Here is a 15,200-nt window from a genome sequence, read left to right as displayed (position 1 = left end):
TATGAGCACTCGCGCTGCGCACCGCACCGGCGACCACGCCCGGCTCGTGCGTTTCCGGCGGCGGTCACCCACCACTGGCGGTGAGCGCTCTCGGGTCGGGTCGGGCACAAGCGGTAGCGTCTTCCCGGACGGCAAAGCGCGGAAGCAGGTGTGGGTGGAACCGGATGGATTGCGCCAATTCCAGGCGCATCGACCGCGGCTGTTCGCGCTCGCCTATCGAATGCTCGGATCGGCGAGCGAGGCCGAGGACGCGGTGCAGGAGATCTACCTGCGCTGGGATGGCACCGATCGCAACGCCATTCGGTCCGCGGAGGCCTGGTTGACCACCGCGGTCGTGAATCTGTGCCGCAGCTGGCTGCTTTCGGCGCGGGCGCGCCGGGAGAGCTATGTCGGGCCGTGGCTGCCCGAACCGGTGCCGACTGCCGCCGGTGAGCTGGGTCCGCTGGAATCGGTGGAGGAGCGCGAGCTGGTTTCGCTGGCGTTGCTGACCGCGATGGAGCGGTTGAGCCCGGTCGAGCGGGCGGTATTCGTACTGCGCGAGGCGTTCGGCTATGCCCACCGAGAGATCGCCGACATGCTCACGCTGACCGAGACCAATTCGCAGCAAATCTTCCGGCGGGCCGGCCTGCGAGTGCGGGAAGGACGGCCGCGCTTCGATGTGCCCTCCGACCAGGCCCGCGAGCTGATCGAGCGATTCCTGAAGGCCGCACGCAACGGCGATGTCGAGGCACTGGAGCGGATGCTCACCGCCGACGCCACCTCGACGGCCGACGGCGGCGGCGTCGTCAACACGGCACGGCGTCCGATCGTCGGCGCGAACAATGTCGCGCGCTACCTGATCGGGCTGTTCCGCTGGGAGGTGCCAGGTTTGGAGATCGCGGTGCAGGAGCTCAACGGTTCGCCCGCGGTCGTCGCCTGGGTGGCGGACAACCCGCTGCTCGTCGTCGATGTGGAAACGGTGGGCGATTGGGTGACCGCGCTGCGGTTGATCGTGAATCCCGAGAAACTCGCCTATCTCGGTCGCGTTGGCGGTTCGCCCGCCTGAGACCGGAGGATCTGGGACCACGTCAGTGACCGACCCGACGCTGCGCTCGGTCTCGCATCCGGATATCTATGCGGCGGGCGACAGTGCGGTCGTCGCCGGCCCCGGCGATCGAGAGCTGCGCATGGCCTGCGCGACCGCGTTGCCGACCGGCAAGTACGCGGCGGATGCCGTGGTCGCGAGGATGCGGGGTCGCGACCCGCGAAAACTGCGGTTCCGCTATGTGTTCCAGTGCCTCAGCCTCGGCCGCCGCGACGGACTCATCCAGTTCCTGCACGCCGATGACACCCCAGGACGCACCATGCTGACCGGTCGCACGGCCGCGTGGTTCAAGGAACAGATCGTGCGGGGCGCCGGTCGGGCAGCCCGCCCCTGAACATCGCTGGCGCGCTCGATATTCCGGTGCAGTGTGGTGGCGCCACCCGCCGGGCGGCATCGTCAACGAAGGGTTGACGATGCGCAGTCGTCAACCTATGGTTGACGCATGGCAAACAACATACGGCTCGACGATCTGATCGACGGCATCAAGAAAGCGCGTCCCGACGATGTGCTGGAACAACTCTCCGACGCGGTGGTCGCCGCGGGACACCTCGGCGAAGTGGCCGACCACCTGATCGGCCACTTCGTCGACCAAGCCCGCCGCTCCGGCGCGTCATGGACAGATATCGGCGCCAGCATGGGCGTTACCAAGCAGGCCGCCCAGAAGCGGTTCGTGCCCAAGGCGCCCGGTGCGGCGGAGGACGCCGCCGCCATGGACCCCAACGCCGGCTTCGCCAAATTCACCCCGCGGGCGCGGGCGGTCGTGATGGCCTCGCAGGAAGCCGCACGCACAGCGGGCAATGCCCAGATCGGCATCGAACACCTGATTCTCGGGCTGCTGTCGGAACCCGAGGGACTCGGTGCGAAGGAGATCATCGTGCAGGGCGGTTCGTTGGAAACCGTCCGCGAGGTCGCGACGGCGGGCCTACCGGCTCGGGTGGACGAGGTGCCCCCGCTGATCCCGTTCGGCTCGGAGGCGAAGAAGGTGCTCGAACTGACCTTCCGCGAGGCACTGCGCCTCGGCCACAACTACATCGGCACCGAGCACATCCTGCTCGCACTGCTGGAGCAGGAAAACGGTCTCGGCCTGTTCGCCGGTGTCGGCGTCTACAAGCCCCAGGTGGAAACCCATCTGGTCGAACTGCTTTCGGTGATCGCCACCGAGCAGCCATGACAAGAGGATGGGCGGACATCCACGGCGACCGGATGACCGTCCGTCCGGCGCAGGTTCGGTGTCGCAGCCGAATCCGGCAGGTGCTGGCGGGATTTCGTGCCGCCTTTGCCGCCCGTGCCAGGCAGACACGAGTTCGGCGCAGGTCGTCGGCTCGGCGGTGTCGAGCGGCCGCCGTGTACGAGCTATCGCGGCGCGGGCGGTCGAACGGTCTCCCGAACGTCCCTCAGCGCAACACCGTCGGCACGCATCTACGGGCCGGCTGAGGTATCACCGATCGGGCACGTTGCGGGCGAGTTCGTCGAGCCAGGCGGCGGCCGAGGCGTCGCTGGGAGCGCGCCAGTCACCGCGCGGCGACAGTGAGCCGCCGGAGCCGACCTTGGGGGCGTTCGGCAGCGTCGAGCGTTTGAACTGGCTGGTCTGGATGAAGCGGCGCAGGAATTCCGCGAGCCAGCGTTTGATGGTCGGCAGGTCGTAGACATTGCGCTGGTCGGCGGGGATGAGATCGGGCCAGCTGCCGCGGGCGGTGTCCGACCAGGCCTGCCACGCCAGGTAGGCGATGCGGCTCGGGCGGTAGCCGAAGCGCAGCAGGTTGTAGAGGTGGAGGTCCTGCAACTCGTACGGGCCGACGGTGGCCTCGGAACTCTGACCGGGCCCGGTCGCGTCGGAATCGGTGGTGGGAATCAATTCCGGCGAGATTTCGGTCTGCAGGATCGACGCGAGCACCTCGCCCGCATCCGCACCGAACTGATCGGTGTCCACTGCCCAGGCGATCAGGTATTTGATCAGCGTCTTCGGCACCGAGGCGTTCACGCTGTAATGCGCCATATGATCGCCGACGCCGAAAGTGCACCAGCCGAGCGCGAGTTCGCTGAGATCACCGGTGCCGACGACGAGCGCATTGTGCTGATTGGCCAGCCGGAACAGATGTGCGGTCCGCTCGCCGGCCTGCACATTCTCGTAGGTGATGTCGTATTGCCGAACACCGTCGGCGGCAGGGTGATTCAGGTCGCGCAGCATCTGGGTGGCCGAGGGCCGGATGTCGATCTCCTGTGCGCTCACTCCGAGTGCGCGCATCAACCGGTGTGCGTCGTTGCGAGTGCGCGCCCCGGTCGCGAAGCCTGGCATGGTGTAGGCGAGCACATTGGTCCGCGGCAAGCCGAGCCGGTCCATGGTCTTGGCCGCCACGATCAGCGCCTGAGTGGAGTCGAGCCCGCCGGAGACCCCGATGACGACACGCTGGATTCCGGTGGCCCGCAACCGGGTGCTCAGGCCCTCCACCTGGATGTGGTGCACCTCGGCACAGCGCTCGTTGCGTGCGGCCGGGTCGGCGGGAACGTAAGGGAAGCGCGGAATTTCGCGTCGTAGCTCGACGGTGGTGGTCGGCACCGGCAACTCGATCTCGATGCGCCGCAGCCGAACCAGATGGTCGCGGTGGTCGTGCACATTGTCGGCGAAACTGGTGGTGCGCAATCGATCCGCGGCCAGGCGCGGTAGGTCGAGGTCGGCGGTGATCAATTGTGGATGATCGGCGAACCGCTCACCTTCGGCAAGGAGATCGCCGTTCTCGCAGATCAGGGCCTGTCCGTCCCACGCCATATCGGTCGTCGATTCGCCGTGTCCCGCAGCCGAATACAGGTAGGCGGCCAGATAGCGCGCCGAATGCGAAGTGCACAGCGCCCGCCGATAGTCGGCCTTGCCGATGACGATATTGCTGGCCGAGAGGTTGACGAGCACGGTCGCACCGGCAAGTGCGGCGAATCCGCTCGGCGGTAGCGGCACCCAGCCGTCCTCGCAGATCTCCAGATGAAAGACGAAGCCGTCGAGATTGGTCGCGGTGAACAGTAGATCGGCTCCGAACGGCACCCGCCGACCCGCGATCGTGATCTGGTCTGCCAAGTTCTCCCGCGCCGCCGCGAACTGCCGCTTCTCGTAGAACTCGCGATAATTCGGCAGGTAGCTCTTGGGTGCGGCGCCGAGTACAACGCCCCCGCTCACCGCAATCGCGCAGTTGAACAGCCTGCCCTGGGCCCGGACCGGTGCCCCGACCACCAGCACCGTGTCGATGTCCGCACTCGCCGCGACCAGGCGTCCCAGCGCCGCCTCCACCGCGTCGGCCAGCGCATCCTGATGGAACAGATCGTCGGAGGTATAGGAGGACAGCCCGAGCTCGGGAAACACCGTCAGTACCGCGCCGGCGTCAGCCGCCTGGCGGGCCAGCAGCAGCGTCTCCTCGACGTTGTAGGCAGGGTCGGCGACCCGCACCCGTGGCACCGCGACCGCCACCCGCGCGAACCCGTGCCGGTAGAGCGATTCGAACGCCAGGTCGGGCATCGCCGTCCCCCTTCGGGATCGAGTCGAACGAGATCATGCTCCGCCGCGAAATCTACCCCCGGCCGGGGCTACTGCCTGCCGCGCAGCCCGCCGCCCCAACGCGGCCAGTCCACCTTCGGCGGCGGTTCGGCGATCAGCGATTCGCGCTCGACATCGGTGACGAACAGCGGCAGCCGCGGCTCGAGCTCGGCAAGCAGGGTGAGCAGGTTCCCGCCCTGCGCGGCCCGGTACTCGGGCATGGTCAGACCGACGATCTGCAGGAACTGGAGGCTGCCGTTCGGGGTGTCGATGCCGCCGAGTTCCGGGTCGACGGCGAATCCGACGGCGTGGACGGTCGCGTCCGCGCGGTCGGCGGCGATGGGCCCGTTCGCCTTGATGGTGTGGCCGGGCTCGAACCACTTGCCCGACTGGAAGACGTAGCGGGCGAGGTTCTGCATGAAGTTGCCGGGCCACGCCGGTGGCACGGTATCGGTGGGCAGGCGTACCAGCCGGAAGGTGAATTCGAATCCCCAGCCCGATTCGGCGGGGTTGTCCCACTCCTTCTCGTACAGCTCGCTCATGCCATAGCCGAGGTAGTGCCAGTGCGGGACCGGGTCGGTGCGCGGATACACGCTGATGCCGTCGAGTGGATCGGGACCGCCGAGCGACCAGGGCAGCTCCGGCGCCCAATGGGTGGGTTCGACGCCGTCGTACAACTGTGCGAGGGCGCCGTCGATGGCGTCCCGGCCCGGTGCTTCACTCACGTCGCCACTCTAGTTCCGTGTCGTCCACCCGGCGCGTCGCACGGAATCGTAAGACGTCGGCGGACAGCGGTTTGTAGTCGACTCTGAACGGCGGGCCGGGCGACCTGGGCTTTCCTACCTGCTCCCGGGCTCTGGCGCGGCGCGCCGACGCACGATCTCCGGCAGCGGTCAAGATCGACGGCCGCTAAGCTATAGCAATGGCGGATGACACGGATTCCGACCTAGTGGCAGGGGAGCGGCGCGCTGACCTGATACATGCGCTGTCCTACGTGTCCACGGAGTCGGGGCCGGACGGCGAGTACATCGTCAACGGCGATCTTCCCCCGGAGGTGGCACCGCCATTCATTCGAGCTGTCATGCGGGTCGAGGCAGAGTTGCTGTTGCACGATGCCGAGCTCGTCACGGTCGAGGGTGGGGAGCCGCGCACGCCCGAGGAGCGTCGTACCGACGCCTTCGTGGCATTGGTGCTGCGCGTCGACGACCGAGACTGAGTGGGCGCGGTGTCGCCGTACCTTGCACTCGACACCCCTGAGTGCTAAAAAGGGCTTTGGCACTCTCTACCTGTGAGTGCCAGGTCGGGACGGTGAGACCGGGTTCCATCGACACCCCCGGTCGTCCGTCGCGGGCACCGAACCTGGCCAGCGTAAATGGGGCGATCCGACAAGCGGTCGCCCTGCGTGTCAGCCTCATTACTTGGAGGATCACTTCGCAATGGCCAAGATGATTGCGTTCGACGAAGAGGCCCGCCGCGGTCTCGAGCGGGGCCTCAACGCCCTCGCCGACGCGGTAAAGGTGACGCTGGGCCCCAAGGGTCGCAACGTCGTTCTGGAGAAGAAGTGGGGCGCCCCCACGATCACCAACGATGGTGTTTCCATCGCCAAGGAGATCGAGCTGGAGGACCCGTACGAGAAGATCGGCGCCGAGCTGGTCAAGGAAGTCGCCAAGAAGACCGATGACGTCGCCGGCGACGGCACCACCACCGCCACCGTGCTCGCCCAGGCGCTGGTGCGCGAGGGCCTGCGCAACGTCGCGGCCGGTGCCAACCCCCTCGGCCTGAAGCGTGGCATCGAGAAGGCCGTCGAGGCCGTCACCGTGCGCCTGCTCGACACCGCCAAGGAGATCGACACCAAGGAGCAGATCGCTGCTACCGCTGGTATCTCTGCAGGCGACTCGTCCATCGGTGAGCTGATCGCCGAGGCCATGGACAAGGTCGGCAAGGAAGGCGTCATCACCGTCGAGGAGAGCAACACCTTCGGTCTCCAGCTGGAGCTCACCGAGGGCATGCGCTTCGACAAGGGCTACATCTCGGGTTACTTCGTCACCGACCCGGAGCGTCAGGAAGCGGTCCTCGAGGATCCGTACATCCTGCTCGTCGGCTCGAAGATCTCGACCGTCAAGGACCTGCTGCCGCTGCTGGAGAAGGTCATCCAGGCCGGCAAGCCGCTGCTGATCATCGCCGAGGATGTCGAGGGCGAAGCCCTGTCGACCCTGGTGGTCAACAAGATCCGCGGCACCTTCAAGTCCGTCGCCGTCAAGGCGCCCGGCTTCGGTGACCGTCGCAAGGCTCAGCTCGCCGACATCGCCATCCTCACCGGTGGCGAGGTCATCAGCGAAGAGGTCGGCCTCTCGCTGGAGACCGCTGGCATCGAGCTGCTCGGCCAGGCCCGCAAGGTCGTCATCACCAAGGACGAGACCACCATCGTCGAGGGCGCGGGCGACGCGGAGGCCATCAAGGGCCGCGTTGCGCAGATCCGCACCGAGATCGAGAACTCGGACTCGGACTACGACCGTGAGAAGCTGCAGGAGCGTCTGGCCAAGCTGGCCGGCGGTGTTGCGGTCATCAAGGCCGGTGCCGCGACCGAGGTCGAGCTCAAGGAGCGCAAGCACCGCATCGAAGATGCCGTGCGCAACGCCAAGGCTGCCGTCGAAGAGGGCATCGTCGCCGGTGGTGGCGTGGCTCTGCTGCAGTCGGCTCCTGCTCTCGACGACCTGAAGCTCGAGGGCGACGAGGCGACCGGTGCGAACATCGTGCGTGTCGCGCTGTCGGCTCCGCTGAAGCAGATCGCCTTCAACGCCGGCCTCGAGCCCGGCGTTGTCGCCGAGAAGGTTTCCAACCTGCCCGCAGGCCATGGCCTCAACGCCGACTCCGGCGTGTACGAGGACCTGCTTGCTGCCGGTGTCGCCGACCCGGTGAAGGTCACCCGCTCCGCGCTGCAGAATGCGGCGTCCATCGCGGCTCTGTTCCTCACCACCGAGGCCGTCGTCGCCGACAAGCCGGAGAAGGCCGCCGCTCCCGCCGGCGACCCGACCGGTGGCATGGGTGGCATGGACTTCTGAGTCCAGCCTCCCGGCAACACCTGCAGAAACCGGAAGCCGGCCACCCTCGGGTGGCCGGCTTCCGGCGTTTCGGTATCGGTCGGTGTGGCGGAGCGGTTGGGTGTGCGTCAGTTGGACGCGGTGCTCAGGTCTACCGGGTTCAGGTTGTCGCGCGCGGTGCCTGTTGTGGACTTCTTCTTGCCCTTGTTCGGATTGTTCACCGAGCCGGTGACATCGGGCTCTTCGTCGTCGGTGATCTCCGGGCTGCGGGGTGGTTGCTGCTCGGCAACAGGCGCAGCATCGGTCGGTTCGACTTGCACAGCGGCAGTGGACGGGTCGACTTGCGCAGCGGCAGTGGGCGGTTCGACTTGCGCGGCTGTGGCATCCGCGCTCGGAGCGGCGGCGGCCTCGGCCGGTTCCGCAGCGATCGATCCTCTTGCCGCTAATTCTTCGGCGGCAGCCTGGCGCAGTCGTTCGGCGATTTCGTTGAAGATGTAGAAGTTCGGGATCCTGCCGACGGGGGTGAGCGATACCCAGCTGCCGTCGACCTTCATCCGGACCAATCCGCTACGGGCGTCGATCAATTGGATCTGCTCCCACGCGAAGATCTTGTCGCGGAAGATGAGTGCCCCCAGGTGCAGGCTGATCTCGCCGAAATTCACGGTCGCACCCTCGTCGATGGCGATGACCGCGCGGGGCAATTGGGTTGCGGTGATTGCCGACTGGATCGCCTTGGCCCACTCGCGCGCGTCGTCGAACAGTCCGTCGTCGAATGCGGCCGCGGCGTCGCCAGGGCCGCTCATCTCGAACGAGTAGTCCGACGGCGCAGTGCTCTGGAACGGAATCACCTGCTGGCGTACTTCGGCGCTGTCCCAGCGGAATCCGGCGATCTGCTCGCCGGATCGGTACACGGTCATACCGGATTCGAAGAGGTCGAGGCGCGCGGCGCGGTTGTGCCGGTTGCGCCTGCCCCAGACGAATGCCATCGATGCGGGTACGAGGGCAAGCAGGCTGACCGCAACGCTGCCCGGGTACGCGCCGACCACCGCGCAGATCGCGCCAACCGTGGCAAACCCGCCCGCCACGATGCCGCAGCCGCGCACGAAGTTATCTCGCGCAGGCGCCGCCGGTCGAAATGTCTGACGGTGCGTGCCGAGTTTTTGGTATTCGGCCATCAAGTGGATCAGCTGCGTCAGTGGAACCTTTTGCGCCAGGCTGGTTCCGGCTTCGCCTTGCGTCACCGTGCTCGGAGTGGTCAATTGTCCCTCCATGAGGCGGTTTTCCTCCGCGGCGAAGCGTATGTCACTCGACCACCGGCCGCCACCCCAGTTTCGCTTGCCTGCGATCGGCCGAGCTTACGTCACCGCGGCGCTGCTGGCACGGAGGGTGCGGGCGTTTCGTCGGGTTCGTCGTTTGACCAGCCAGGTGGAGATGCCGGTAACGGCGAGGGCCGCGGGCGTCAGACCGAGCAGCAGCCAGATAATGCGCCACCAGCCGTTGACCAGCCACCCGAAGTGGGCGGGTCGGAAGACTTTGTCGTAGAACGTATTGGCCACCGGCCGGTCGTGACTGGAATCGACCACCTTGATATCGGCGCTGTCTCTGGCGTTGATGTAGACCAGGACATCGCCGCTGTAGAAGGCGCGGTGTGCGTAGGGTGAATAGGCGCCTGCTATCGAGGCTCGGTAGTAGTCGGCTTTTTCGCCGGGCAGTTTCAGATAGGCGAGTCGGCCCGGTACCTGCTGGAGTGCGATAGTGCTCGCCTCGCCGATGGACACCGGTGGGCGCTGTGGTGCGGTCGGCCGCGGAGTGAAGGTGTCGTTGGGCATCTCGGTGACGGCGTTGCCGCCGGTGACGGCGAGCCAGGCCTGCTCCACGGCGGGAAATTCGAAGGCGATGCCGGTGATCCCCCACATGAGCAGGAAGGGGACGCCGAGGATGCCGATGACATTGTGCAGATCGCGGTCCCTGGCGAAACGGCCTTTGTTCGTCCGGACGCGAAAACCGTGGCGTATGCGCTTCAGCGAAGGCCACCACACGACAGCACCGGATACCGCGAGCAGGACGAGCAGGACTCCGAGGGCGCCGAGAATCAGGTAGGCCCACGTCGCGTCGAGAATCGGCGCCTTGCCGTTCACGGCGGGGACCGCGCCCACATAGCGGAGGCAGCCGAATGCGCAGTCGTGCAGGTTGACCAGCCAGCCGAGCACACCGTCGGTGAGCCCGGCGCGGGCGTTGATCCGGCCGGTGCCGGGGTCCACCGCGTAGGCGGCGGTGGAGCCGCGGTTGCCGACGGCGATCACGCCGCCGTCGGAGCCGACCCAGCCGACATCGAAGTCCGGGTCGGCGGCGCGTACGAGGTCGACGGCCTGTTCGGTCGTGACGATCGGCGCGGCATCGGTCCGTTGATAGAACGATCCATGGCTCGCTCGGAAGAGTTCGCTGTGGTAGAGCAGGACCGCCCCGGTCGTGCATTGGATAACCAGCAGTAGGCCGAGTGTCAGTGCGGACCAGCGATGGGTACGGATCAGCACTTGGCGAATCGGCTTTCGCCTGCGCCGACGCGGTCGGTTCGCGGGCGCGACCCGGGCGGACGGCTTCGAACGATCGCCGGTTGCCTCGAGGGCACTCGCGCTGCGCGAATCCACTCCTGTCATGCAGGGCAGGCTAACCTAAATTTTGGTGTCGGGTAACCGGCGGGTGTTCCTGGCGATGGTGAGCTCGCGAGGCGCGAGAAATGACCGAAGGCCGGCCCGCGCAGTAGCGGACCGGCCCTCGATGGGTGGTGATCAGATTCCGTCGACGGTCAGGACGGCGAACGGCGTAGTGGGGGTGCCCGGGCCCATCGGCCCGCCCTTGTCGAATTGTGAGGAGACGACCAGGGTCTGATTGCCTGCGCGCACCAGGGTGGTCGGGATGTGCAGGGATTCGTCGGTGATGGACTGCTCCAGGGTGGCCCTAGCGCCGTCGTCGGTGATCTTCCAACGGGTGATGGTGTTGGTGACGTTCTGCGCGGCCCACAGCGTGTCGCCGTGCAGTTCCAGGCCGTCGCCGTACTTCAGATCGCCGCCGTGCATGGCGACCTTGCGGATCGGATCGGGTGAATTCGGTGCTGTTGCGATGCGGAACAGGTCGCCTGCGGTCATATCGACGACCAGCAGGTAGCGGCCCGAGTCGTCGGACACGATGCCGTTGAGGGTGAAGGAGCCGGCTTTCTGCGGTGCGATGGTGGAATTCATATCGAATTGTGCTGTCAGTTCAGCTTTTCCGCCGTGTGCCACGGCATCGGCCAGTTGGGCTTCGGTGACACGGTAGACGACGGCGGACAGGCTGTCGGTCAGGTAGGCGGTGCCGTCCTGGGTAATCGCGACGTCGTTGACCATGTGCGGGCCGACAGCCGAAACGTCGAAGCGGGCGATCAAGGCTCGGGTTCCGGTGTCGTAGATCGCGACGCCCATGGTCGAGTCGATTACCCACAGGCGTCCGGCTCGATCGACCTTCAAGCCATTGGCGGTCTTGCGGCCGTCGGTGCCCTCGGCCAGGAAGATTTCGGCCCGGCGGGCGCCCGGCGCGGCGCGGTAGATCGCCCCGTTGGTGTATGAGCCGACATAGGTGTCGCCATTGCGGGTGTCGACCGCGATGCCCTCGGGATACGCGCGATCACTCGGCAATTCGTAGGCGGTGCTGATTCGGGAGGCGGCGGCCTGGTCGGTGGCTTTCGCGGCATCCGTGGTCGTGCCGCAGGCGGCGACGGCGGTCAGTGCGACGGCGGTGGCGATGGTCGAAAAGTGGCGGCGGCGGATCGTGCGGGACATGGTCGTGCCTCTCATCGGGTCTATCAATCGGATGTATCGACATCCAAGAGTGAGCACGAATGTATATTAGAACTCTAATGATCGTCAAGGCACTAATGAGAGAACGGGCGGATACGATGCAGCCATGACGTCTATGCCCGCATCGGAGCGCATCGGATCCCCGATCAAGCGGGCTGAGCAGGCGCTCAGTGCGGCCAAGAACGCGGCATTGAAGCCCGCTGGCGTGACCGTGCCGCAGTACGCGGCCCTGTTGTTCCTGGCGGAGAACCCGGGTATCTCGGCCGCCGCGCTCGCTCGCCTCTGCGGCGTCACCCCGCCGACTATGAATACGGTGCTGACCAACCTGCAGGACCGCGGCCTCGTGGAGCGGACGCCACACGAATGGCACAAGAACGTGCTCGAGACTCGCCTCACCGAGAAGGGCGCGACGGTCATGCGGGATGCGGACGCCAGAGCGGTGCGAGTCGAGCGCGCGCTGGCCGCCGGCTTCACGACGCACGAGCGGGCAACCCTGATGGAGTTGCTCGATCGCTGCGCGGATCTGCTCGATTCGATACGACCGGAGTAGTCGGACCCGCCGCCGAGCGGGCCCGGCTGCCTATCCTGCTGCGGCTGGGCGCGCAGCAGCACACTCAGATCGATCGGCGATCAGTCGGTCGATCATGAATTGTGTTGTGTGGATACCGATCTCGCGCCGGTCGAGCACCGCCTCGGCGACCAGTCGAACGCTGTCGTCGGCGCCGAGGATCAATCGCGTCACCGTCCAGACGAGACGAACCTGCGCATCCGCGCACCTCGGCGCTGCCGGCAACGCGCCACTCACCGGTGCCGGCGGTGTCGTCGGCGTCGAAGGTCATCCGCAGACTCCGGCGCATGCCACCGGAGGCGGGGGATACTGCTGGTTATGCAGGCTGCGTTCGTCGGTCGCCATCGCGAGGTCGCCGGGCTGCGGGCCGCGGTGCTGTCCGCGGCAGGCGGCGCGGGCCGGTTGGTCCTGATCGACGGTCCCGCTGGGATCGGTAAGTCTCGGCTTGCGGATCGAACGGTGGAACTGGCCGCCGAATGCGGTATGCGGGTCGGGCGGGGATTCGCGGTGGACGATGCGGGGATGCCGCCACTGTGGCCGTGGCTTCGGTTGATCCGCGACATTCCGGAACTCGCCGAACCGCTGTCGGTCGACCTCTCAGACGGTCCGACCATGGATATCGCGGCTCGGCGGTTCCGGATGTTCACCGCCGTCACGGACGTCCTCGAGCAGTTGGCCGAGCCCGCCGGGCTCGCACTGATCCTGGAGGACCTGCACTGGGCGGACCGGACCTCGCTGCTGCTGTTGCGGTATCTCGCGGCCGAGTTGCCCAGGCTGCGGCTCGTGGTGGTGACCACCGCGCGCGATCCCGCCACCGCGGTCTATCTCGAGCAGCTGCCGTGGTTGCTTCGGATGCCGCACACCCGGTCGATGGTGCTGGCCGGCTTGTCGGTCGGGGAGATCCGCTATTGGCTGGACCAGGCGTGTCCGACTCCGGGCCATGCCGACGTGGATCGGCTGCACGCGCGAACCGGCGGGAATCCGCTGTATATCCGGCTGCTCATCGAATCCGATTCCAGCACAGCAGGTTCCGATGTCACGCCGCTGGATCCGATGTCACATCCCGGCTTTCGCCGACTGGCACTCGTTCCGGTGGATCGGCTGGATCCGGCGAGCCGAGCGGTGCTCGGTGCGGCAAGTGTGCTCGGCGAGCGGATCGAACCCGAACTGCTTCGGCTCGTCGTCGGCGCCGATGTCGATGCGGCCCTGGATGCGGCCATCGGTGCGGGCGTGGTTCGACAACTCGACGAAGGTGGGTTCACCTTCGTGCACGCGCTGATCCGCGACGCCGTCTACGCCGAACTGGTCCCGTCGGAGCGCATGGCGCTGCACAGAGCTGCCGCCGAACTGCTTGCCGTGCACGCCGACGGCAATCCCGCCGCGGCGGGTCCGATCGCGACGCACTGGCGCAAGGCAAGCGGCCGGGACGCCGGTGTCAACTGTGCGTATTGGGCCGGGATGGCCGCCGCGGCCGCGCGCGCAAGTCTGGCCTATGACGAGGCAATTCGATTCCAGCAGTGGGTCATCGATGGGGTCGGCCGGATCACCCCGGCAGCAACGCTCGCCGAGTTGTGGCTCGACCTTGCGCGCAGCGAGTTCGCGGCGGGGCGGATCGATGACAGCGTGGCGCACTCCGTGCGCGCGGGCGAACTCGCCGATCAGGCGGACCGCCCCGATCTCATCGGTGCGGCAGGGCTCGTGGTCACCGGCATCACGACCCCGCGGGCGATGGCAAGCGTAGATCGGCTGTGCGTCAACGCCTTACGGCAACTCTCGCCCGACGCGGACACCGCATTGCGGGCCCGGCTGCTGGCACAGCGCTCCATGTCCGCCGCCGATATGGCCGAATGCGAACGGGCAAGGGAGCTTTCCGCGACGGCGATGGTCGAGGCCGAGCGCAGCGGCGACCCCGATGCGCTGCTGGACGCGATCCACGCCAGGCACCTGTCGCTGTCGGCGCCGCCCTACCTTGCCGAACGCCGCGTCCTCGCGGACCGCGCCATCGACATCGGCTCTCGCGCACAGCAACCCCTTGCTCAACTATGGGGACACCTGTGGACAACCGACGTGGGGTTTCAACTCGGTGACCTCGGCATGGTCGACAGATCACTCGACCAGATCGAACAGGTGGCGGACTCCCGGCGACTGCCGGTGGCGCGCTGGCACCTGTATCGACTCCGCGCGACGCGCGCGGCCCTGGTGGGCGACCTCGCCACCGCCGCGGACAGTGACGCGGCCGCCCACGCGCTTGCCCTGCGAATCGGCGACTATTCGCTGATCGGCCTGCACTACGCCTTCCACGGCCAATTCTGCACAATGCAGGGATATCTCGACGCGGCCGAGATCGCCGAGCATCTCGACGCGTTCGGTTTCGCACCGAAAATTCCACTGGTCCGGGTGTATTCGCCGATGCTGCACGCGCTGGCCGGTGACATGGCCGAGGCGCGGGCCGGATTCGAGGAGTTCCGGACCCTGCCCGACACGCTCGAAGTCGGGCCCCGATGGCTCGGTCTGCTCTACCTGATCGGCGTTGTCGCTGTGCTGCTGGAGGACAGGGATACCGCCGACCGTGTCTACCGGGTGCTCGGCGTCGCCGACGATTACTACATGGGCGACGGCAGTGGCGCGGTGTTCTGTGCCGGTTCGATCGCCCGTCCGATCGCCGACCTGGCCCGCACCGCGGGACGCAACGACACGGCGATCGACCACTACCGGCATGCGATCGACATGGACGCCCGTATCGGGGCGCGCCCCTTCCTCGCCCTCGGCAGGCTCGGGCTGGCCGGGGCCCTGCTCGACCGCGGCACCGAGGCCGACCTGCACGAGGCCCGAACTGCGGCGACCCGAGCGGCACAGGAGTTCCGGCGGCTCGGCCTGGACTATCGGCTGCGATCGGCGGACACGTTGCTTGCCGACATCGATCGTGCGGGCCGTAGCGCGAACCCGCTGACCACACGCGAGACCGAAGTCGCCGAACTGGTCGCGAGCGGCTACTCCAACCGTCACATCGCGGAGCGTCTGGTGCTGTCGGAGCGCACCGTGGAGACCCATGTGCGCAGTGTCCTCGGCAAGCTCGGTGCCCAGAATCGCACGGAGATCGCCACCTGGCTGCTTCGACACCGTGCCTGATCGACACCGCACCTCAGTGGCGCCG

General features: G+C 67.1%; 13 protein-coding genes. 7 read left to right on the top strand and 6 right to left on the bottom strand.

Going from position 1 to position 15,200, the window contains the following annotated elements; all coding sequences use genetic code 11:
- Position 1: 1 nt before the first annotated feature.
- From OHA42_RS01745 to OHA42_RS01735, 3 genes are all read left to right on the top strand, one after another.
- Entirely contained in the window at positions 2-1,045 is a 1,044-nt protein-coding gene (locus tag OHA42_RS01745) for an RNA polymerase sigma-70 factor (protein WP_406233973.1), read from the top strand.
- Positions 1,046-1,070: 25 nt separating this feature from the next.
- Positions 1,071-1,418, top strand: coding sequence for a hypothetical protein (locus OHA42_RS01740; RefSeq protein WP_406233971.1), 348 nt, complete (start codon positions 1,071-1,073; stop codon positions 1,416-1,418).
- Positions 1,419-1,526: 108 nt separating this feature from the next.
- Positions 1,527-2,255: a Clp protease N-terminal domain-containing protein gene (locus OHA42_RS01735; RefSeq protein WP_406233969.1), complete on the top strand. Its 729-nt coding sequence runs from the start codon at positions 1,527-1,529 to the stop codon at positions 2,253-2,255.
- A gap of 267 nt (positions 2,256-2,522) precedes the next feature.
- On the opposite strand, the gene OHA42_RS01730 is transcribed toward OHA42_RS01735, so the two are convergent.
- Both OHA42_RS01730 and OHA42_RS01725 read right to left on the bottom strand, forming a co-directional pair.
- Positions 2,523-4,586: an NAD(+) synthase gene (locus OHA42_RS01730; protein WP_406233967.1), complete on the bottom strand. Its 2,064-nt coding sequence runs from the start codon at positions 4,584-4,586 to the stop codon at positions 2,523-2,525.
- 68 nt (positions 4,587-4,654) lie between these two features.
- Positions 4,655-5,329, bottom strand: coding sequence for a suppressor of fused domain protein (locus OHA42_RS01725; protein WP_406233965.1), 675 nt, complete (start codon positions 5,327-5,329; stop codon positions 4,655-4,657).
- A gap of 197 nt (positions 5,330-5,526) precedes the next feature.
- Between OHA42_RS01725 and OHA42_RS01720 the strand changes: the two genes are divergently transcribed.
- Together OHA42_RS01720 and groL are read left to right on the top strand one after the other, a co-directional pair.
- Positions 5,527-5,820 carry a hypothetical protein gene (locus OHA42_RS01720; RefSeq protein ID WP_328406807.1) on the top strand — a complete coding sequence of 98 codons (294 nt, stop codon included), beginning with the start codon at positions 5,527-5,529 and terminating at the stop codon, positions 5,818-5,820.
- Between the two features lie 220 nt (positions 5,821-6,040).
- A complete protein-coding gene (gene groL / locus OHA42_RS01715; RefSeq protein ID WP_328406806.1) occupies positions 6,041-7,666 on the top strand; it encodes a chaperonin GroEL in 1,626 nt (541 codons plus the stop codon).
- Between the two features lie 107 nt (positions 7,667-7,773).
- Here groL and OHA42_RS01710 read toward each other — a convergent pair whose 3' ends face one another.
- From OHA42_RS01710 to OHA42_RS01700, 3 genes are all read right to left on the bottom strand, one after another.
- A complete protein-coding gene (locus OHA42_RS01710) occupies positions 7,774-8,904 on the bottom strand; it encodes a DUF6585 family protein (RefSeq protein WP_406233962.1) in 1,131 nt (376 codons plus the stop codon).
- 96 nt (positions 8,905-9,000) lie between these two features.
- Positions 9,001-10,302: a PepSY-associated TM helix domain-containing protein gene (locus tag OHA42_RS01705; RefSeq protein WP_406233960.1), complete on the bottom strand. Its 1,302-nt coding sequence runs from the start codon at positions 10,300-10,302 to the stop codon at positions 9,001-9,003.
- A gap of 132 nt (positions 10,303-10,434) precedes the next feature.
- Entirely contained in the window at positions 10,435-11,460 is a 1,026-nt protein-coding gene (locus tag OHA42_RS01700) for an SMP-30/gluconolactonase/LRE family protein (protein ID WP_406233958.1), read from the bottom strand.
- 124 nt (positions 11,461-11,584) lie between these two features.
- Here OHA42_RS01700 and OHA42_RS01695 point away from each other — a divergent pair, with 124 nt between their 5' ends.
- Complete coding sequence (locus OHA42_RS01695; RefSeq protein WP_406233957.1) at positions 11,585-12,028, top strand: MarR family winged helix-turn-helix transcriptional regulator; 444 nt, start codon at positions 11,585-11,587, stop codon at positions 12,026-12,028.
- A gap of 30 nt (positions 12,029-12,058) precedes the next feature.
- Here OHA42_RS01695 and OHA42_RS01690 read toward each other — a convergent pair whose 3' ends face one another.
- Positions 12,059-12,220 (bottom strand): hypothetical protein, encoded by a 162-nt coding sequence (locus tag OHA42_RS01690; RefSeq protein WP_406233956.1) that lies wholly within the window; start codon positions 12,218-12,220, stop codon positions 12,059-12,061.
- Between the two features lie 144 nt (positions 12,221-12,364).
- Between OHA42_RS01690 and OHA42_RS01685 the strand changes: the two genes are divergently transcribed.
- Positions 12,365-15,175 (top strand): ATP-binding protein, encoded by a 2,811-nt coding sequence (locus OHA42_RS01685; RefSeq protein ID WP_406233954.1) that lies wholly within the window; start codon positions 12,365-12,367, stop codon positions 15,173-15,175.
- Positions 15,176-15,200: the final 25 nt, after the last annotated feature.

The sequence above is a fragment of the Nocardia sp. NBC_01009 genome, from assembly GCF_045208035.1.
Taxonomy (GTDB): Bacteria; Actinomycetota; Actinomycetes; order Mycobacteriales; family Mycobacteriaceae; genus Nocardia.
The sequence above is the reverse complement of the archived record's forward strand: the minus strand, read 5'-3'. Positions and strand labels throughout refer to the sequence as shown.

Bases quoted from the DNA above. Each gene is read 5' to 3' on its own strand.
- OHA42_RS01685 (WP_406233954.1), top strand. From the start codon at position 12,365: ATGCAGGCTGCGTTCGTCGGTCGCCATCGCGAGGTCGCCGGGCTGCGG.
- OHA42_RS01730 (WP_406233967.1), bottom strand. From the start codon at position 4,586: ATGCCCGACCTGGCGTTCGAATCGCTCTACCGGCACGGGTTCGCGCGG.
- OHA42_RS01745 (WP_406233973.1), top strand. From the start codon at position 2: ATGAGCACTCGCGCTGCGCACCGCACCGGCGACCACGCCCGGCTCGTG.
- OHA42_RS01700 (WP_406233958.1), bottom strand. From the start codon at position 11,460: ATGTCCCGCACGATCCGCCGCCGCCACTTTTCGACCATCGCCACCGCC.
- OHA42_RS01720 (WP_328406807.1), top strand. From the start codon at position 5,527: ATGGCGGATGACACGGATTCCGACCTAGTGGCAGGGGAGCGGCGCGCT.
- OHA42_RS01705 (WP_406233960.1), bottom strand. From the start codon at position 10,302: ATGACAGGAGTGGATTCGCGCAGCGCGAGTGCCCTCGAGGCAACCGGC.
- OHA42_RS01695 (WP_406233957.1), top strand. From the start codon at position 11,585: ATGACGTCTATGCCCGCATCGGAGCGCATCGGATCCCCGATCAAGCGG.
- OHA42_RS01735 (WP_406233969.1), top strand. From the start codon at position 1,527: ATGGCAAACAACATACGGCTCGACGATCTGATCGACGGCATCAAGAAA.
- groL (WP_328406806.1), top strand. From the start codon at position 6,041: ATGGCCAAGATGATTGCGTTCGACGAAGAGGCCCGCCGCGGTCTCGAG.